Raw genomic sequence first — 19534 nt, forward strand, 5'->3', positions numbered from 1 at the left:
CTCGTTAAAATCTCCATTCTTTCTTCATGTATTGTTTTTGAGAAAGTTTATATGCGAATTTATACATAAAAATAGAAACTATTAAATTGTATATCCCGTCATAAAATATTGTATTTATATGGGTATATTGCTTTATCAAGAACATCATAGAAACTACTATTAAACCTTTTACTACACTTAAAATGAAAGATGATATTATTGGCAAAAGTGCCTTTTCAATAAATATACTTTTTCCTATTTGAGCAGCTACAAGACACATAAGCATATTTGTTAGCATACTAATTCCAAAACAGTTTAAAAGATACAAATCTTGAAGAGCTCCAGTAAATACTCCAATTATCACTGCATCTTTTGGAGAACTAACTATAGAATAACATAGCGCAAAAGTAAATATTAAACTTGGACATGCACCACGTATCTTAAGTAAAGGCATCAAAGTATTATCTAATATTAAAAATAGAATACATAAAGATACCACTGTTAATATTCTTTTCATAATACAACCCCTAATATTTATATTTATATTTCATTTCTTCATCTTTTATAACATCTTTTGGTACCACTATTAAAACTTCTTCAATCTTTGTAAAGTCAACATATGGATCTATTATAGCACTTTTCATTACTTTGCCTTTATCAGCATGTACACTTAGCACATTTCCTATTCTAATTCCAGCTGGATATCTTTCACCAAGACCAGATGTTGTTATTACATCACCTTTTTTTATAGCCGAATCTAAAGAAAGCCCTTGTATTTCTGCAAGCAATTTATTATTCTCATCTTTATAGCCTTTTACCATACCATTATTATCGCTTGTTCTTTCAACACGACCCGCCACTGCAATATTTTCATTAGATAAACATTGCACTATAGACCAATTGGAACTTACGGAGGTAACCTGACCTACGAGCCCCTCTCCAGTCACAGCTATCATTAATTTTTTTATACCTTCACTTGATCCCTTGTTTATATAAAAGCCATCTGAAAAACTACTTCCACTTAGTCCAGTTATAGTAGCACCAATATAATTGTACTTATCACTTTGCTCTGAAAATTTAAGCATACTTTTTAATCTTTTATTTTCTTTTATCGAAGTATCATATTGTAATGCTTTTATTTTGAACTCAGTATTAGCTTTTTTTAACTCTTCATTTTCTTTTTTAACATTTGAGATATTTGTTATAAATTTAAAAGAATTTAGTACCTTATGAAACCCATTATAAAATAAACCCTGCACTGAGTTTATAGTTACCCCCACACCATTCTCCACGAAAGACATTTTTTCTCTGTTTGCACTATACCCTATTAAAGATAAAAATGTAACTGACAGTATTATAATAACTACTGCCAGTTTATTTTTTGCGAATTTCATCTATCTTCTTTTACTCATAACGTCTATATTAACAAGAGCTTTTCCTGCTCCTATAGCAACACAATCAAGTGGGTTTTCAGCAATGTGCACAGGCATATGTGTTTCGCGGTTTATAAGTGTATCAATTCCTTTTAATAATGCTCCGCCACCAGTTAACATAATTCCTTTTTCCATTATATCGGATGCAAGCTCTGGTGGAGTTTTCTCAAGAGTTGTTATTATGGCCTCAATTATTTCTTGAACTGGTTCACTAAGTGCTTCTCTTACTTCTTTTTGTGTTATCTCTATAACTTTTGGAAGCCCTGATATTAAATCTCTTCCTACTATAGGCATACTCATATCATCATCCTCTAAAACAAATGCTGATCCAAGCTCAATTTTAATGTTTTCTGCAGTTCTCTCACCTATCATAAGACTGTACTGTTTTTTAATAAAGGCTATTATGGATTGATCTAACTTATCCCCTGCCATTCTTAGAGACTTACTTGTTACAATTCCACCCAGTGAAATTATTGCAATCTCTGTAGTTCCGCCCCCAATGTCCACAATCATACTTCCAGTGGGTTCATTTACAGGAAGTCCAGCTCCAATCGCTGCTGCCATCGGCTCTTCCATTAAATATGCCTCTCTTGCCCCTGCTCTTTTAGTTGCGTCCTCTAATGCTCTCTTTTCAACTTCAGTTACACCAGATGGAAATCCAACTACAATTCTCGGGCTTGTAAATCCCTTTGAACTGACTTTATTAATAAAGTGCTTAAGCATTTTTTCAGTAATATCAAAATCTGCAATTACTCCATCTTGCATAGGACGAATGGCAACAATGTTACCTGGAGTTCTACCTATCATCTGCTTTGCTTCTTCACCAACTGCTAGTACCTTATTAGTATTTATATTTATAGCTACAACAGAAGGTTCTCTTAGTACAATTCCTTTCCCCTTCATATAAATTAATGTATTTGCTGTTCCTACATCTATTCCCATATCGCGAGACGTTCCAAATATTCCCATTATAATTTCTCCTTTCGTATCTAAAGCATTCCTTTTTCTTTTAAACTTGTATAAGTTCCATTACCAATAATTATATGATCAAGCAATTCTATCCCTAGTAATTTACCACATTCTTTAAGTCTTGTAGTAATGTTTATGTCTTCCGCGCTGGGAGTTGGATCTCCCGAAGGATGATTGTGACAAATAATCACGGAAGCACTACACTTTCTAATAGCTTCATAAAAAACTTCTCTTGGATGAACTATTGAAGTATTTAAATTACCAATTGAGATATCTTTTATGCTTATAATTACATTTTTTGTATTTAACATAATTAATTTAAGATATTCTTTTTTTAAGTATCTCATTTCCTCCATAAGATACTGCGCAACATCCTTTGGCGTGGTAATTTTATACTCTTCTCCAGATTTAAAACTTCTAAATCTTTTTGAAATTTCTGTAAGAGCCAAAAGTTGTGTTGCTTTAGCCTTCCCAATTCCCTTTAAATTCATAAACTCTTCTGCATTTGAATTTAAAAGTCCATTTAGTCCGCCACACTCAGAAATAATTCTACCACAAAGACTTATAATATTTTCATTTTTGGATCCTATTCTAAGTATTATAGCTAATAGTTCATTATTTGAAAGCGTTTCAGCACCATACCTTAATAACTTTTCCCTCGGTCTTTCATTTTGAGGCAAATCCATGATTTTGAAGGTCATACCCATAAAACAACTCCTTTATAGATTGACCCCCATCTCCCTTAACATAAAATATAATTTATTCACTGGTAGCCCCATAACACTATAGTAGCAACCCTTTAACTCTTCAACAAATAAAGATGCTGCTCCTTGTATACCATAAGCTCCTGCTTTATCAAAAGGATCTCCTGTCTCAATATACTTAGTTATTTCCACATCGGAGAGTTTTGAAAATTTCACCTGCGTACAAACATATTCCGTTGAAATCTTTTGGGTTTCAGTGTTTATTACAGCAATTCCTGTATATACCTCATGCGTATTGTCACTTAAATCACTAAGCATTTGAAAAGCTTCCACACTATCTTTAGGTTTTCCAAGAACCTTGCCCTTAAAATAAACAATAGTATCACAGCCTATTATAGCAGCTGGTTTTTTCACACTACTACAAATATCCATGGCCTTTCCTCTTGCTAAGTTCATAACGTAGTCCCCACAATTTCCAGAAAAGGGTATGTCACTTTCTTTAAAATTACTTACCTTTATCTTAAAATTACTAGTTATTTTTTTTAAAAGTTCCGCTCTTCGCACCGAAGCAGAAGCTAAAATAATATCCACTACATCACTCCTAATATTTTCTATATAATATTATTGCCAAAACTATGCCTATAATAGACATAATATTAATATTAAAATTTATACCGAAAGTTATGGCTAATACTTTCAGATCTATAAGCATAGGTTTATTCATGCCTATGGTGTATGTATTCTTCAAAAATTTCAGTGCACCTATATTATTTCCTAATAACTCACCTATAAAACTTCCAGAAATGGCTCCTATAAGCATAAAAAAAATAAAATATGAATTTCTTTTTTCTGCACTTTTCAAATTATAACCCCCACTTTACTTATATATCTTATACATTTTAACATTTAATAAATTCATTAACAAGTGTATAAAATATTATTCAAGAAAAGTTTATAATTTCAGAAGGTTTAGTTATGGTTGCAACGTCTATAAAGTTGCATTAAAAAAATACAAATAGATTTTAATAATCCACTTGTATTTTTATATTTTACATCTCATTTCATATAACTTCTTTACAATTTGTTTACAAAATATAAAAAATTATTTGTTTATATCTTTGATAGCTTTTTTATAAATTTATAGATATATATATATCCTTCCTCTGTTTTTTCTTTTTTTAATTCCGCAGGCATCGCAGTTAAATATGCTTTTATTTCTGTCATGCTATTAAAACTTGCACTTTTTTTATCCTCCCCTTGCAGCGTTCCTAGCCACTTTTTTAATTCAACAGTTTGAACTGCACTAATATCTTTTTCCGAAAGTTTATTTAATATTTTAAGGTCTGCATTTACCATTTCAATGATTTGTGAACCGGTGGCATCATTGCCAATCACTTGAAAATTTATTTTAACATAATCTATCTTACTTGCTTGTAACTGTTTAGCTATAATATCAATACTAGCCTTGGGATAAATACCAAGCAAAACCCTATTTGAATTATTTTCTTCAATAATAAAGGGTGTACCAGACTTCATTAAACTATTTTTCAAAACCAAAGCGTTTGCCTTGTTACTAAAGTTACCACATTGTATTCCTACATACTCATTAATAATGCTTTCAGAAACTACTTTAGAAGTATCTTTAGTATTTTTATTTGTTACTTTATCTTTTTCTAAACCTATTTTAGTAGTTTTATCCCCTATAGTTGCATTTGTATTATTCTTAGGTAATAGTTTGGAAAATATGCTTCCCAGTGCAATAGCTGCTATTATAATTAATATAAAAACCAGCATAAAATTATTTTTTTTCCTAGGTGGTTTATAATTATATCTAGTATATTTCACTCTAACATCCCCCAACTTAATAAGTCCTTATTTAAAATATTATTATTTGAAAACTAATTTTAGAATAAAAAAAGGAAAATATATTAGACATATATAGATAAAAAAAATCCGACAATGAATGTCGGATTATAGTATATCTAATTGAGTATTCTTCTTGCACCAGCGAATCTTTCATTGTAATAACTTTTATCTAAATTACTCACTGTAACTTTCCTACTTCCTGATGAGGCATGTATAAACTCTCCATCCCCTGCATAAATACCAACATGTGAAACTGGTCCATCTGTATTAAAGAAAATTAAATCTCCTTGTTTTAGATTGTCTCTAGGTACTGAACTTCCCTCACCTATTTGAGAACCTGTATAATGTGGTAAATCTACTCCAAAAGCATTATAAACATACTTTGTAAAGCCTGAACAATCAAAGGATTTAGGTCCCGAAGCTCCCCATACGTATGGTTTTCCAATAAAATCATAGGCATAAGCAATTAAATCCATTTCGCTACCTTCAACTAATTCTTTAGTTGAAATTCCACCTCTAGATAATCTTTTTTCCACTTCTTTTTTCTTTTTTTGCGCACTTCTTTCTGGAACTTTAATAACCTTATCCGTTTTAAAAGTTACACAGCGAAGAAAAACTTGTGTTGGCTCTTTAATTACAATATCAGCTTTTACCATTTCTGTTTTCATACTTGTAAAAAAGCCTATGAATAATAGAAAAACTTCCATTTTAACTAAATTAGATTTTAAAGTGTTCACTCCATTCCCTCCTAAAGCTTCCGAAGTTAGCTGACGGGTTCGGGATTGAAGGCTCCCTACTAGCAAATATCTACTATTTTCTAGATTAACCCCATAATTCTTGGTTCCTCCGTACCTATATATAAATAGGATTCAGCTTAATTTATTGTAAATATTTCTCATAAAAATGTCAATAGCTTTAATGCCCTTTGGAAAGAACTAAATATTATAAGCATTATTTCATTTTATTTACATTAAATCCTTTTTTTAAAATTAAAATATCCTTGTCTTTGCTATTTATTTCTAAAAAATTACTTGTTACTCTACTTATTTCAAAGTTATTATTTTTCCATATTTTCATCATACCCTTATTATCAGCTGAAACAAAAGTATAGAAATTACGTATTCCATAATTTTTATACAAATGTTTTATGAATTCATCAATAATTTTAGTAGCTACATCAACATCACATAATCCAAGTTCTATTAAATAGCACATAATCCACACTTCATTTGGATTTTTAAATTCTATTCTCCCTTTAATAATTCCTATAAGTTCACTATCCCTTAAAACTTTAAGAAAGTATTCTCCCTCACTTACATAATACTCTAAATATCTTTCGTAGAAATCCACAATCCCGTAATCCCGACTCGCATCTATATTAAATCCTTGCTTAGAATTAATCCAATCTTCAATTTTAGTAATATCTTCTTTTTCTACACTCATGATACTAACATCATCAAACACAATATCTATATTAAACATATTCTCACCTCTTGGATAATTAAAATCTACGTTAGTAATTAATTCTACATTACATTTAAATTTCCTTCAATAAAAAAAGTATATATTACTAAGCATTTAAAATGCCATATAAGTTTTATAACCCTATAAGTTTTTATAGGGTTATAAAATAAATGATTTCTGTATTTTATTTGTGCTTTATGTTGAACTTAAGACTATTTTTATTCCTCACTATACATAAGTGTAAGTCTAACAATTCTTCTAACTATATTTCTTGCCTCTGCATAAGGCATACCATACCTAGTCAAACTTCTAAATATAGCAGGATTATACCTTTCAATTTTTCTTACAATAGCATCAACATCATTGTATTTTGGATTAACTCTATTTTGATTATTATATTCACCTTCATCTTCATATTTATCCATTTGCCTTAATCCTTCATTCTCATCCCCATAATCTTTCATAGATGCATCTCCATACATCATAGACATTGAATCAAGCCCATTCATAGACATATCTTCATTAAATTGATTCATTCCCATACCTGGGTCCATTTCCATATTTGGATTTACATCTTGCATGTATTCCATTGGCCTACCCATATTTGGGTTCATACCCATATTTGGGTTCATACCCATACTTGTGTTCATACCCATATTCGGCATGCTATTCATTTGCCCATACCCATACATCATAGGTTCAAATGGAATCATTTCATATTCTTCATCCATGTCTGTATCTTCAAAGTTTCTGCCCTCTAGATTCATCATTGCCCTCCCTACTTTCCATATTACTAATACATTAACAATTTATGCTAGAGGCAACGTTTTGATACTAATTTTTATAATAAATTTTTGAAAGGGTATATTACTATAAATGCATTTCACGTAATATACCCTTTGTTCACGCTACCAAATGAAAAAATGCCATAAAAATAAAGAGGGTAATCACACCCTCTTTATCTCCCTTGCTACTTTAATCCTCTTACAGGTTTACTCATGTTACTGTCACCGTTCATAGTAACAGGATTATTTTCTTTATTCTTAAATGACTTCTCCTGTTTTTCATTAGAATTATTCTTTTTATCTTTCATAAACAACACCTCTTTCAGATGTTAGTTTTTCCATATTTCTTTTAAAAATTCATCTCTCCTGGATTTTTCTCTATCTTCTTTATTTTTAATGGAAAAGTATTGATGATACGCTTCTGCTAAATAAAAATTTGCAAGTGGCACTATAAACCTGAGCTACTTCATAACGCTCTGTAATCTGCGATTTAACCACATCATAACTTGGATTATGAACATTCCTACCTGCATTCCAAGCCTTTACTTCTATAACCGCTTCTAGAGGATAAAAACAATCTACCCTACAAGTGTTTATCTTGATAATTTATTTTTGTATATAACTCAAAAAAGAGAGGCATGTACGCCTCTCTTTTTTAGTATTCCAAAACCATAAAACCTTGGTGCGACAGACGGGACTTGAACCCGTATGGTCTCCCACACGCCCCTTAAACGTGCGCGTCTGCCATTCCGCCACTATCGCAAATGTTATTTTTATTATAAAAGGGAAATCTTATAGCCATATTGGCTTGCACCGCTTACAACTACAAGATTTATTATATATCAGTTTAATATGAATTGTCAATATATTAGTTGTTTTTAAGATACCTTAAATTTGTCACCGTATAGTTTAAAATAAATTTTATAATTTGTCTTTACTTTTTTTACATATTTATCGGTTTCTCCAAAAGGAATGTTATTTATTTTTTTTCCGTCCTGTGAATATTCTTTATTTTTAAGCCACTTTTGAACATTTCCACGCCCACCATTATAGGCCGCCAGCACTAAATCTATATCTCCGTTAAATTCGGTATTTAAATTATTAATATACCAACATCCCATAGCAATATTAATTTCATTATCGTATAATTTTTCTACTTTATAGTCTTTTAATTGCATATTTTGAGCAATCCAAAGTCCAGTATCTGGCATTATCTGCATAAGCCCATAGGCACCTCTATTAGACATAGCTTTTCCATTAAAATCACTTTCTGCTTTAATTACAGCCGCAACCAAACATGGATCTACATTATACCTTTGAGAATACGTAACTATATGCTCTTCATATTTTATTGGATAAAAACTTTTAAAAATACTTTTAATATTAATTACTATAATGCACAAAAAAATTATGCATAAAATTTTTATAATTTTTTTAAACTTCATCTTTCACATCTAACCTTTCTAATTGTGTAATAATCAAATCTAGTTGTAACTTTGTATTTTCAATGCTTCCTCCATTATCAATAATAAAATCCGCAAACTTCCTTTTTTCATCTATTGGCATTTGAGCTCTTATTCTATCCATCGCCGCATCTAAATCTAAATCGTCCCGAAGCATAATCCTTTGTATCTGAACATCACTGCTTACCCAAACTAATATAATTACATCCATACTGGTATGTAAATTATTCTCTATTAAAGTAGGCGCATCAAGAAAACATATCTTACAATTATCTTGTTCATAGACTTTTATCCTACGATTTATTTCATTTATTATAAAAGGCATAATTATACGCTCTAGCTTTTTTCTTAGGGTATCATTTTTAAATATGTAATTTCCAAGCTCTTTTCTCCTTAGTTTACCTTCCTCGTCAAAAAACTCATACCCAAATTCTTCTTTAATTTGAGAGATTACCTCAGGATTTATTATAAAAACCTCTCTAGCTACAATATCAGCATCAATAATGGGAAGGAGCTTTTCTTTTAGCATATTAGTTACTGTACTCTTCCCACTACCAATACCACCTGTTATCCCTACCTTAAGCATATTCTCCCTCCCCTTTTTTAAATTAAGAATTGAAAGTTATGGCTTTAATTCTCAATTTTTAATTACTTCGCCTCATACCAAGTTTCTCCAATGCTTATTCCTACTTCTAGAGGAACTGAAAGTTTTATAACATTTTCCATCTGCTCTTTAACTAAACTCTCAACTTGCTGTGCCTCCTCTTTATATACATTTAATATTAATTCATCGTGTACTTGAAGTATTAGAGTACTTTTTAACCCTGACTCCTTTAATTTATGGAATACATTTACCATAGCCAGCTTAATAATATCTGCCGCTGTCCCTTGTATTGGTGTATTCATAGCAAGCCTTTTTCCAAAGGACTGGACAATTTTATTTGAGGAGTTTATTTCAGGGATTGCTCTTCTTCTATTAAAGATTGTGGTAACACTATTATTTTTCTCAGCCTCAACCACTATATCCTCCATATACTGCTTAACTTTTGGATATCTTGCAAAATAGGCATCTATATAAATTTTAGCTTCTTTTCTAGATACATTTATATCCTTTGCTAAGCTAAATTCTCCAATACCATATACTATTCCAAAGTTTACAGCTTTAGCATTACTTCTCATAAGTGATGTAACTTCTTGAAGCGGTACATTAAATACCTCTGAAGCAGTTTTGGTATGAATATCACTGTGGTTAATGAAAGCTTCAATTAAATTTTCATCCCCAGATATATGAGCCAAAACTCTAAGCTCTATTTGTGAATAATCCGCAGATAAAATAACACACTGATCATTGTGTGGTATAAATACTCGTCTTATAGCTCTACCCATTTCATGTTTTATAGGAATATTTTGCAAATTAGGCTCTGTACTTGATAATCTTCCTGTTGTAGTTACTGTTTGAGTAAAGTTGGAATGTATCCTACAATCTGTATCAATAACCGCTTGTAGTCCCTCTATATAAGTAGAAAAAATCTTTGTAAGCCCTCTATAGCGAGTTATTTCTGTTATAATAGGATGCTTATCTACTAGTGCCTCTAAAACCTCAGCATTAGTTGAATATCCTGTTTTTGTTTTCTTTATAACAGGTAAATCTAATTTTTCAAATAATATCTTTCCTAATTGCTTTGGAGATTTAATATTAAATTCTTCTCCAGCTAATGCAAAAATAGTGCTTTCCATTTCATTTATGTCTTTTGCAAATTTTATGTTAAGTTCCGTTAATTTATCCTTGTCTATTGTAAACCCTTCTGCCTCCATATATGATATAGCCTCTGTTAAGGGTTGCTCCATGGTATATAGAAGTTCTTCCATTTTATACTCTTTAATCTTCACTTCTAATAGTTCATAAAGTTTTTTTAGTAATGCTACTTTATTAATCTCTTTTGCATCACCCTCACCTACTATACTAATTCTAAGAAATGTATCAATAAGAGTTTCTAAGCTATATTCACTTTGGGCTGAATTTATCAAATAAGCTGATAGTTCTGTATCAAATTTTACTGCTTCTAGCACAATCCCTTTTTTATTAAGAGCTGTATAAGCATTTTTTAAGGAATGGCTTACCTTTTTAATATCTTTACTTTCAAGCAAAGTTTTTAAATAACCTATAGCTTTTTCTTCATCTTCATTAAATAGGTCAATAACCTTAATAGCATAGTTTTTTTCCTTATAACTCAGGTATATGTTATTTAAAGTAATTTTAGAAAAAACATTGGCGTCTGTAATATCAAATATTATATAAATTGTATCTTTAACCTCTTCTACTAATTTTTTAAGCGCTGGTAGCTTATCTATTACTGTAAAATCAGCTGAAAATATTTCTTCAATTGAATCCTTATCATCTGCTATTTTTCCTATTAGTGATTTAAACTGTAATTTATAGAATAAATCTTTTACAGCACGTACATCATAGTTTTCTTTTGATTTAATTGAATCTAAATCTATTTCCATAGGCACACTAGTAATAATAGTAGCTAATTTTTTACTAAAAATAGCCTGCTCACTATAAGTCATTAAATTTTCTACAAGCTTTTTGCCAGTAATCTTTTCAATATTCATAAGGACATTTTCTATACTCTTATATTCTTTTATAAGCTTATAAGCAGTCTTTTCACCAACTCCTGGCACTCCTGGAATATTATCCGAAGCATCTCCCATTAAGCCCTTTACATCTATAAATTCAGTAGGGGTTACTCCAAAATCCTCTATTATTCGATTTCTATCATATATTTCTTTTTCTGACATTCCCTTTTTATTTATTACAACTTTAACATTATCTGTAGCAAGCTGAAGTGCATCTCTGTCTCCTGTTACTATAAAGACTTCTAGTCCCTCTTTTTCTCCAATTACAGATAGTGTTCCTATTAAATCATCTGCTTCAAATCCATCTAATTCAAAAATGTCTATAGCCATTTTCTCTAAAAGTTCCCTAACTATAGCAAACTGTCCTATAAGCTCATCAGGCATTTTCTTTCTACCTGCCTTATAATCACTATATTCTTCATGACGAAAAGTAGGTGCCTTTCTGTCGAAGGTTGTAACAATATAATCTGGCTCAAATTCCTCTTTCATTTTTAAGAGCATATTTGTAAAACCATAAACTGCATTAGTATATATCCCATCTGAATTTGTTAGGGCTGGTAATGCATAAAACGCTCTATACATAAGACTATGACCATCTAAAATTAATAACCTTTCTTTAGACATTTTAAATCCCTTCTTTCTGCTATGATTACATTTTTTTTAGAATATACTTAAATCTAATTCCTTAGACAATTCTTCTAAAACCTTTATACCACCAATACTATTACCCTTTTGATCCAGCGCGGGTCCAATTACACCAACACCCATTCTCCTAGGCACTGCTGCCATTATACCTCCACCTACACCACTTTTTGCAGGTATTCCTATATGTACTGCAAAATTACCTGAACCATCATACATGCCACAAGTAACCATTATAGTTTTAATTATTCTAGTAGCTTCTCTAGATAAAACTCTTTCATTCTTAGAAAAAATCACACCTGAATTAGCAAGCATAGCTCCTATTCTTGCTATATCCCTACAATTGACCTCCATTGAACACTGCTTAAAGTATACATCTAAAACCTCTTCCACATCACCCTCAATAACACCTGTGCTCTTCATGAAATAAGCCAGTGATCTGTTTCTATCCCCTGTAGCTTTTTCAGAGGTATAAACACCTTCGTTAATATAAATATCAGGATTACCTGTAATTTTCCTCGTAAACTTTAAAATCCTATTAAACTTTTCCTCTGCAGTATCACCTGTAATTAATGAAACTACTGCAATTGCTCCAGCATTTATCATTGGGTTTATAGGTCTTTGGTCAATATTTTTCTCTAAATTTATTATGGAATTAAAACCAGCTTCTGTAGGCTCCATTCCTATTTTAGTAAACACATATTCTACCCCATTATCAATTATGGCTAGCATAAGTGTAACAACCTTTGATATACTTTGTATTGTAAATTTTGTTTCATAATCCCCTGCGAAAAATTCTTCTCCATCAAGAGTAGTTACGCAAATACCTAGAGCCTCTCCATCTGCTTTAGAAAGTTCTGGTATATATGAGGCAACTTTGCCTTCCTTAGTATAGTGTCTATTTTTTTCAATGATAGCATCCAATATTCTTTTCATGTTACCCCCCTGACTAAACAATACAATAAAATGTATTTTTTTATATTAGTATTTACATGTACACTACATATAATACTATACCTTGAGTGGTTTTTTCAATTGATTGTGGAAAATTAAATGTTACATTGCTTAATATGGAATAAATACTTTAATCAAAATGAAAGCAGATATAAATTTTCACTATAACTATTGCATTAATTATATATATATGTTAAAATAATTCTTGTCAGACATGCCGAAGTGGTGGAACTGGCAGACGCGCTGGACTCAAAATCCAGTGGTAGCAATACCGTGCGGGTTCGATTCCCGCCTCCGGCACCATATAATCTAAAGAAAGACTGTATCACTTAGTTTTAAAGCTAAATGATAGAGTCTTTTTTATTGTTTTGCAACAATGTTTGCACCAACCAGACTAAATTTATATAATGTCTTTGTACTAAATTATATAATTTTGTACCTATTATAGTATAATACTACATACGAAGCATACTCTAAATGACTCTATGTCTTTAACAAAGTCTGAGCTTGCGACCAATGAGTTCGTAAAATGACGTTTTAAGTAATTTAAGAACAGTGTTCAAAGCGTCTTAAATACTCATTTTGCTTTTAAATCTATGATTGTCTATCCCTTAAGCTATAAGGGGTAAAAGAGAGAATAAATTTAACTTACTCCACACTTGGTAGATATCAAAATTTATTTTACCTTAAAATCCATTTTAATAATACAGTGTTTTTATAAATTATTTTAATAATTACTATTAAAAATTGTCTAGAATTTTTTTTTCGTTTTCCTATGATTTACCCTTGACGATCACTATCTGTATTACAAATATAATTTGTAATATTCTCATTTTAAACGAATATGCTCATTTTCTTAGATGATAGTGATACTCCACATAACACTTTATTTACATTCCATAACTTTAACTAATTTAAAAAACTCCACTTCTACGCATTTAAACTTAGTCTTTTTATTGTGCTCAAGTTTTTCATTCCTTTTTTTAATAGCCTCATCATTAAAAAGCGAGTCAAAATCAACGTTGCATTTATGTTCTTCAAAATATTCTTGAGAATTAATACTAGATATTGGTATAAATTGTGTTCCATCTTTATTGAACGTGACACCTTTGATTTTATGTAATCTCAGCAAGTTTCGTAAATTTTTGTCATTTGTCAAAAATAACGGAATAAAATAACGACCTTCACCTCTGGTTTTTAAAAAAAACTCCATGATTCTTGGCACAGCAAAATCCCAAGCAATGTTTTCAATGCTCTTGTACAGCTTGTTCTCGTTCATACCTTTATTAACTTTATTAATGATTTGAACATTTGTAGGATTCATAAAATACTGGTGAGCAATTATCATCTCTCGCTGTAGATATATACCGGTTATACTGTTCATATATTTAAATAGTTCTCGAATCTTATATTGTGAATCAGACTTAGATTCAAACCTAATTTTAAAAACACCAATTAGAAACAATACCATACCTTTATGAATATTTAGAAATACTTCCATCGTATCTTTCCCCGCGGCCGAACTAAATATCTCACTAAAAAATCCATCAACAATTAGATAACACTCTTGCTTGGAAATATTATATTTTATAGTTCCATTGTCGCAATATTCCTTTTTATCAATATTTTTAAATAATTCAAGGCTAACTAAATTTTGATATACAGCAGCCTTCATATCTTGAATAGGGATAATATTATCTACTTTGGAATTGCAAAATGAATTTTTGTAATTTTCAATAATATAGAATAAATAGTCAAAATTAAAGTCTTCTCGAATTAGAATGTCAATTGTATTAAATATTTCATTGTTCATATGTGAGCAATCATCATTATTAACAAAAGTATGTATATAACTAGAATAATTTGTATCTAACATTAATGAATAATCAATTTTAAATTTTACATCGGCATTATTATTCTTAAACATCCCTGCCAATAATTCATCATCTATAAAATATAATTTATCCGATTCAAAGTATGTCATAAAATGACTATCATCTGAATTAATCAGCCTATTTAATGCTTTAGAATATATGTTTTTATCGTACCCCTCTAATGAGATGATTGCACATTTATCCTTTTTTGAGTCTCCCATTAAGCACCAAGCATTAAGAACTTCGCTTGGCAACGTCGCTTTAGATAAGTTGTATAAACCTATTTTTAGTCTTTCATCAATCATTTATATTCTCCTTAGTATAATTAATTAGTTCGCAATATTAACTTACACGTTTTAATACACCTGATAATTTCTACATAAAGATTTTATTTCCTGCTAATATCTAAAAATAAAACTCCAGTATCCTTGAGCCCCTAATGGTTCTTTAAATTTATAAATGCAACCTTATTGCATTTCTTTTATACTAATGCTAATGTTCTATCAAAACAGTTTTTAAATTCTATATACCTTACTACATACTCACTCTTATTTTTCCTAAATTTAAAATATAATAAAACCTCGAGGATTTTCTCCCTGAGGTTTTTTATTTATATCTTTTTACACCCACTTAATTACTTTTGTTACGATGCAATATTTTTAGATGCATTAATGTTATTAATTAAATCTAATACCCCTTGATATTTATCAAATACGGTTTTCTCTTTACCATTTATATACAGTATTTGTTTAATAAGATTTTCTTCATTGTCATATATATATGTGTCAATTATATTTAAATTATATGGAGCATAAGACTTAATAGTAACAATTGTATTATTGTCACTATTGTTAATTTCGTAATTATCACCATTTAAACGTGCATCTTGTAAAATGCAATTAATAGTTATCCCTTTATACATAATTAAACTGGCGATTTCATTTATTTTATCATTCATTTTTATACCTCAACCTTTCCATTTTTTCTTTTAATTTTTCTATAAGTATAGGCAATAAAATTGAAGCTTGTTCAAAATCATATGTTTCCCATTCATCAATGCCTCTTTTTAATTTTTTCTTAAGATTATTATTTATGTATTTAGCAATATATTCATCATTCGTATTAGAACTCTTAAGGAACATACTTGAAGTATTAATAGGTAATTCATTCCCCTTAGGATCTAATTTAGTTGTTACAAATAAATTGTTCACCTGGCTAATAATATCATCTTTATGATGTATTTGCAACCCTTCCCTTATCAACTCTTCTCTTAGTTTATCTCTTTTACTAGTTATCTTTTCATCAAGTTTTTTACGTTTAAAGGCCCTAAAATCCTCTATTTCTTCATTCGATGCACCTGCTGATTTCATCATTTCAACAGTTTTATTTGTCTCATTTTCTAATCCTCGAATACTTTCGTAAATTGCATTAGAATATTCGTTATTTACATTATCAGATAAGAATGTTTGTGCAGAATAAATAATATCACCTGATGTTTTCACCACTCCAATACTACGACTTTTCTCACTAAACTCTTCACGAATATATTCCAATTCTATTACTTTCTTTCTTTCAGCTTGTTCCTTTTGCCCTGTATAATATTCCCATAAATCATCTAAGTTTAATTCCTTATGATAAATTACATGAGCAATATTATCAATAGAATTATTAATATCTTCTCCTTGGATTTTTCTAAGAGATCTTCCGATAAATTGAGCATATGGTGCTAATGTTCTAAAAGGTCTGAATATCGCTGCTATACTGATATTAGGATGATCAAATCCTTCAGCAAGCATATCTACATTAACAATTACATCCAATATACCTTTTTTAAAATCTATAATAATTTTCTCAGATTCTAGAAGTGGTCGATCACTAGCAACATAATCTGCTTTTAAGCCATATTCACGGTATAAACTCATGATTTGTTTGGCATGTTCAATCCCGCACGCCACAGCAATTATTTGGTGGTGAGCTTTGCCAAGGTTTCTTTTTTCATTAAGTTTTTTTAAACTCATTTCAACAATAGTTTTACTACACTCTATTGAATATGCCACAGACCTAGTAACCCAACCTTTATCCATACGATCTAATGCTGTTTCCTTATCAACGATTTCTCCATCAATCTGAAACTCCAATTTTTGAGTAGTATAATCCTCACATACTATGTTTTTGACTATACTATCTCCAATTGCATCTCCTAAATCATATGTATAAATTATGTCACCGCCAAGTTCTTTTTCATCTGCCCTATACGGCGTAGCAGTTAACTTAACAATTTTTTTGGCATCAAAATATTCTAAAGTGTTCAACCATGAATCAGCAGCAGCATGATGTGCCTCGTCTATTATTATCATGTCAAAAAAACCTGAATCAAGTATACTTACTAGTGGTTTTTCAGACTTTTTATTGAAAACTTTATGTATATTAGCTATAACTATATTAGATTCATCTAAATATTTAAGAACTCTTTTCTTATCTGAGGGTGTATTATATCCTGCATATCTATACACTTTAGGCAGTTTTGTATCATCCAAAATTACTTTTTTATCAGTCCAAAAGTTAAAGTCAGTTCGCGTATCAAATTCATCATATATACCTTGTCTAATAACTAAACTTGGAGTGATTACAAGAACCCTTCCCTTACTAATTCCATAAGGTGCAAGTGCAATTACACCAGTTTTACCTGCACCCGTTGCCAATACAATAATCTTATGAGATTCATCACCTGCTTTAATTGTTTCTAAAAGTCTCTTGTGAGCCTTTCTTTGAGGATATCTTAACCATTTATTACCTTCAATAAACGCATCTGTATCAATAAAATAATTTAACCCATGTTCCAAATTATCATCTCCTAATATTTATGTCACTATTATAGAATATAGACTATGTGATTTATTTACATACCTAGTATATTCAACATAACCCTACTTTCTCCTGCAATATTTGTAAATTAAGGTAAAAATAAAGCCCCAAGGCATCCCTCAGATCTCCAACTAAGCTTTGGTACATAAATACAATCATTAGATTACCCTCGAGTTTCTCCATAAATATCCTTATTAATATATATATATATATATTAACTCACACAAAATGGAAGGAGTGAAATTCTCCTATAAATAAAGAGAGACATGCCAGTACCTCTATTTGAGGTACTGACATGTCTTCTAATTGTTAAACTCGTTTTTATTAATATGATAGTATTAGCTTTAATTATTTACTCTATTATCTCAAAGAATTGCTTTGATTTTAATATCCTATTATCAAGTTCGCTAATTATTGCATCCTTTACCTCTAATAGTTTGTCAATTATTTTATCGATACTCACACCAATTTCTTCCTCTGCCCCATCACCTACATTTCCGTCATCATTTATATTAATGAATCCATAATATATACTAATTTTCCCTTCTTCTAGTAAAGAATTTGCTTTATAGAATCTAATATATACGCTATCTTCATCATCACTCGATGGGTTTATGTATCCTTCCGTTTCTATTTTATACTCATTGTTATATGAATCGTAAAAAGTTACTAATGTATTATTGAGTGAGAAGTAATCCTCATTTTTAAAATTTTCACCAAATTTAGCATGCTCTTCATCGCCTATTACCCATTCAACAAATGACATTACTTCATCCTTAATATCTTCTTCGTCTTTATATTGCCCTATCATCACTTGCATTAAATCATTGTTTCCAATAACCTTTTCTAATTCTACTAAGCTCTTATCTCTTATACATTCTTCTAAATCATAGTAAGCTTGTGAAAATTCTTCACATTTGCTTTGTATATCATTTTTCATTTCCTCTAATAAATCCATTAGTGCCCTTATTTCATCTAAGTCCCATAGCTTATCTTCATAATCTGAAGATAATGATGATAAACCTACAGATTCTCGTTCAGAATCATCCTGTACCTGATAACTCTCTGCAATTGCCTCTGTACGTTCGTACTCGGCTTCTACTTCCACCTGTTCAGTTATTCCAGCTGATTCTATTTCATCCTTAAAATCTTCTAGTAACATTTTTGTAAACAATAATCTATAGTTAACTCTATCAATTAACCCTTTAAGTTCTAAATCCGTTGTAATATCCTTATGTAGTAAATTGATATCATCATTATCTGAAAAGTCGACGGTGTTTCTGGAAATAAAGTATATTTTATCTCCTATATTTAATTTTATTAATGCTTCTATATTAATTAATGTTTCAATAATAATTGAATCGGGCATAGAGTCTTTATTATCATCTTTTTCCCCATAATGAAATGGCATAATTTTATGTACCTTTCGCTGTGTAGCTTTAAAAACTATATCCTCATTTTCTCCTAATATAATGGAATTTCCATTATAGAATAATTTATTAAATAGCTCCGCATACTCCAATTTATACTTATCTTTATTTTTATTAAATTCAGTTAGTAAGGCATTTATGCCACTTTTTACAGGTTTAAGATTTTTATTGAACGTCTCCAATTCCTCAACATGGTTTATCCAATATAAATCGTTTGTTCTTGATTTAATCTTATTTATCGAATATCCTATTTTATCTATCTCTTTATCAATATGTCTGAATACCTCTGTAATCACTATCTTTGGTACAACCAACTTAATTTCTCCATAATTTAATAATTTCATTAATTGATCATATGAATTCGCCTTGTGACTTCCATTTCTTGAAACAACCATATCTAAATAAATATTAGTATCCATCATTAAATATTTCATATTAACCCCCAATTATTTAAAGTTGTATTGTA

At 30.2% G+C, this 19534-nt stretch carries 19 protein-coding genes, 2 tRNA genes and 1 riboswitch; of the genes, 1 reads left to right on the forward strand and 20 read right to left on the reverse strand.

From position 1 onward, the window contains the following. Window positions 1–4: 4 nt before the first annotated feature. From mreD to glsA, 16 genes are all read right to left on the reverse strand, one after another. Window positions 5–496, reverse strand: a complete 492-nt coding sequence (gene mreD, locus G9F71_RS17810; protein WP_124998277.1) for a rod shape-determining protein MreD — start codon at window positions 494–496, stop codon at window positions 5–7. Window positions 497–506: 10 nt separating this feature from the next. Further along, window positions 507–1373, reverse strand: coding sequence for a rod shape-determining protein MreC (mreC, locus tag G9F71_RS17815; RefSeq protein ID WP_164949124.1), 867 nt, complete (start codon window positions 1371–1373; stop codon window positions 507–509). Then, window positions 1374–2381 (reverse strand): rod shape-determining protein, encoded by a 1008-nt coding sequence (locus tag G9F71_RS17820; RefSeq protein WP_124998281.1) that lies wholly within the window; start codon window positions 2379–2381, stop codon window positions 1374–1376. A 20-nt stretch (window positions 2382–2401) separates the two neighbouring features. Then, entirely contained in the window at window positions 2402–3088 is a 687-nt protein-coding gene (gene radC / locus G9F71_RS17825; RefSeq protein ID WP_164949125.1) for a RadC family protein, read from the reverse strand. Between the two features lie 12 nt (window positions 3089–3100). Then, window positions 3101–3676 carry a Maf-like protein gene (locus G9F71_RS17830; protein WP_164949126.1) on the reverse strand — a complete coding sequence of 192 codons (576 nt, stop codon included), beginning with the start codon at window positions 3674–3676 and terminating at the stop codon, window positions 3101–3103. Window positions 3677–3686: 10 nt separating this feature from the next. Continuing rightward, a complete protein-coding gene (locus G9F71_RS17835) occupies window positions 3687–3947 on the reverse strand; it encodes a DUF4321 domain-containing protein (RefSeq protein ID WP_372481132.1) in 261 nt (86 codons plus the stop codon). 248 nt (window positions 3948–4195) lie between these two features. Then, window positions 4196–4930 (reverse strand): SPOR domain-containing protein, encoded by a 735-nt coding sequence (locus G9F71_RS17840; RefSeq protein ID WP_164949127.1) that lies wholly within the window; start codon window positions 4928–4930, stop codon window positions 4196–4198. Window positions 4931–5067: 137 nt separating this feature from the next. Further along, a complete protein-coding gene (locus G9F71_RS17845; RefSeq protein WP_224626467.1) occupies window positions 5068–5688 on the reverse strand; it encodes a C40 family peptidase in 621 nt (206 codons plus the stop codon). 1 nt (window position 5689) lies between these two features. After that, window positions 5690–5836: riboswitch (cyclic di-AMP (ydaO/yuaA leader) on the reverse strand. A 66-nt stretch (window positions 5837–5902) separates the two neighbouring features. Continuing rightward, window positions 5903–6433: a GNAT family N-acetyltransferase gene (locus G9F71_RS17850; RefSeq protein WP_164949128.1), complete on the reverse strand. Its 531-nt coding sequence runs from the start codon at window positions 6431–6433 to the stop codon at window positions 5903–5905. A 200-nt stretch (window positions 6434–6633) separates the two neighbouring features. Beyond that, the gene (locus G9F71_RS17855; RefSeq protein ID WP_164949129.1) at window positions 6634–7185 is read right to left on the reverse strand and encodes a hypothetical protein; all 552 of its coding nucleotides are present in this window, start codon (window positions 7183–7185) and stop codon (window positions 6634–6636) included. A gap of 200 nt (window positions 7186–7385) precedes the next feature. Further along, complete coding sequence (locus G9F71_RS27370) at window positions 7386–7508, reverse strand: hypothetical protein (RefSeq protein ID WP_258880941.1); 123 nt, start codon at window positions 7506–7508, stop codon at window positions 7386–7388. A gap of 372 nt (window positions 7509–7880) precedes the next feature. Then, window positions 7881–7962 (reverse strand) — tRNA-Leu (locus G9F71_RS17860). Between the two features lie 116 nt (window positions 7963–8078). Further along, window positions 8079–8645, reverse strand: a complete 567-nt coding sequence (locus tag G9F71_RS17865) for a lytic transglycosylase domain-containing protein (protein ID WP_124998295.1) — start codon at window positions 8643–8645, stop codon at window positions 8079–8081. Continuing rightward, window positions 8635–9249, reverse strand: coding sequence for a dephospho-CoA kinase (gene coaE, locus G9F71_RS17870; RefSeq protein ID WP_164949130.1), 615 nt, complete (start codon window positions 9247–9249; stop codon window positions 8635–8637). Before coaE ends, G9F71_RS17865 begins: the two co-directional genes overlap by 11 nt. Before the next feature lie 62 nt (window positions 9250–9311). Next, complete coding sequence (gene polA, locus G9F71_RS17875; RefSeq protein WP_164949131.1) at window positions 9312–11927, reverse strand: DNA polymerase I; 2616 nt, start codon at window positions 11925–11927, stop codon at window positions 9312–9314. 36 nt (window positions 11928–11963) lie between these two features. Further along, entirely contained in the window at window positions 11964–12881 is a 918-nt protein-coding gene (gene glsA, locus G9F71_RS17880; protein WP_164949132.1) for a glutaminase A, read from the reverse strand. 234 nt (window positions 12882–13115) lie between these two features. Here glsA and G9F71_RS17885 point away from each other — a divergent pair. Then, window positions 13116–13202 (forward strand) — tRNA-Leu (locus G9F71_RS17885). Between the two features lie 583 nt (window positions 13203–13785). On the opposite strand, the gene G9F71_RS17890 is transcribed toward G9F71_RS17885, so the two are convergent. From G9F71_RS17890 to G9F71_RS17905, 4 genes are all read right to left on the reverse strand, one after another. Further along, on the reverse strand, window positions 13786–15078 hold the full coding sequence (locus G9F71_RS17890) for a hypothetical protein (protein WP_164949133.1): 1293 nt from the start codon (window positions 15076–15078) through the stop codon (window positions 13786–13788). A 338-nt stretch (window positions 15079–15416) separates the two neighbouring features. Further along, window positions 15417–15731: a hypothetical protein gene (locus tag G9F71_RS17895; RefSeq protein WP_164949134.1), complete on the reverse strand. Its 315-nt coding sequence runs from the start codon at window positions 15729–15731 to the stop codon at window positions 15417–15419. Next, window positions 15724–17616, reverse strand: a complete 1893-nt coding sequence (locus G9F71_RS17900; protein WP_164949135.1) for a DEAD/DEAH box helicase — start codon at window positions 17614–17616, stop codon at window positions 15724–15726. The genes G9F71_RS17895 and G9F71_RS17900 overlap by 8 nt, the downstream gene beginning before the upstream one ends. A 374-nt stretch (window positions 17617–17990) precedes the next feature. Continuing rightward, window positions 17991–19502, reverse strand: a complete 1512-nt coding sequence (locus G9F71_RS17905) for a PIN domain-containing protein (RefSeq protein ID WP_164949136.1) — start codon at window positions 19500–19502, stop codon at window positions 17991–17993. Window positions 19503–19534 lie beyond the last annotated feature (32 nt).

The organism is Clostridium sp. FP2 (assembly GCF_011065955.2).
Lineage (GTDB): Bacteria > Bacillota > Clostridia > Clostridiales > Clostridiaceae > Clostridium_AD > Clostridium_AD tagluense.

Excerpts from the sequence above, each read along its gene's own strand:
- radC (WP_164949125.1), bottom strand. The coding sequence starts at position 3,088 with ATGGGTATGACCTTCAAAATCATGGATTTGCCTCAAAATGAAAGACCG.
- G9F71_RS27370 (WP_258880941.1), bottom strand. The coding sequence starts at position 7,508 with ATGAAAGATAAAAAGAATAATTCTAATGAAAAACAGGAGAAGTCATTT.
- G9F71_RS17890 (WP_164949133.1), bottom strand. The coding sequence starts at position 15,078 with ATGATTGATGAAAGACTAAAAATAGGTTTATACAACTTATCTAAAGCG.
- polA (WP_164949131.1), bottom strand. The coding sequence starts at position 11,927 with ATGTCTAAAGAAAGGTTATTAATTTTAGATGGTCATAGTCTTATGTAT.
- G9F71_RS17865 (WP_124998295.1), bottom strand. The coding sequence starts at position 8,645 with ATGAAGTTTAAAAAAATTATAAAAATTTTATGCATAATTTTTTTGTGC.
- mreC (WP_164949124.1), bottom strand. The coding sequence starts at position 1,373 with ATGAAATTCGCAAAAAATAAACTGGCAGTAGTTATTATAATACTGTCA.
- G9F71_RS17820 (WP_124998281.1), bottom strand. The coding sequence starts at position 2,381 with ATGGGAATATTTGGAACGTCTCGCGATATGGGAATAGATGTAGGAACA.
- G9F71_RS17855 (WP_164949129.1), bottom strand. The coding sequence starts at position 7,185 with ATGATGAATCTAGAGGGCAGAAACTTTGAAGATACAGACATGGATGAA.
- mreD (WP_124998277.1), bottom strand. The coding sequence starts at position 496 with ATGAAAAGAATATTAACAGTGGTATCTTTATGTATTCTATTTTTAATA.
- G9F71_RS17905 (WP_164949136.1), bottom strand. The coding sequence starts at position 19,502 with ATGAAATATTTAATGATGGATACTAATATTTATTTAGATATGGTTGTT.
- G9F71_RS17850 (WP_164949128.1), bottom strand. The coding sequence starts at position 6,433 with ATGTTTAATATAGATATTGTGTTTGATGATGTTAGTATCATGAGTGTA.
- glsA (WP_164949132.1), bottom strand. The coding sequence starts at position 12,881 with ATGAAAAGAATATTGGATGCTATCATTGAAAAAAATAGACACTATACT.
- coaE (WP_164949130.1), bottom strand. The coding sequence starts at position 9,249 with ATGCTTAAGGTAGGGATAACAGGTGGTATTGGTAGTGGGAAGAGTACA.
- G9F71_RS17895 (WP_164949134.1), bottom strand. The coding sequence starts at position 15,731 with ATGAATGATAAAATAAATGAAATCGCCAGTTTAATTATGTATAAAGGG.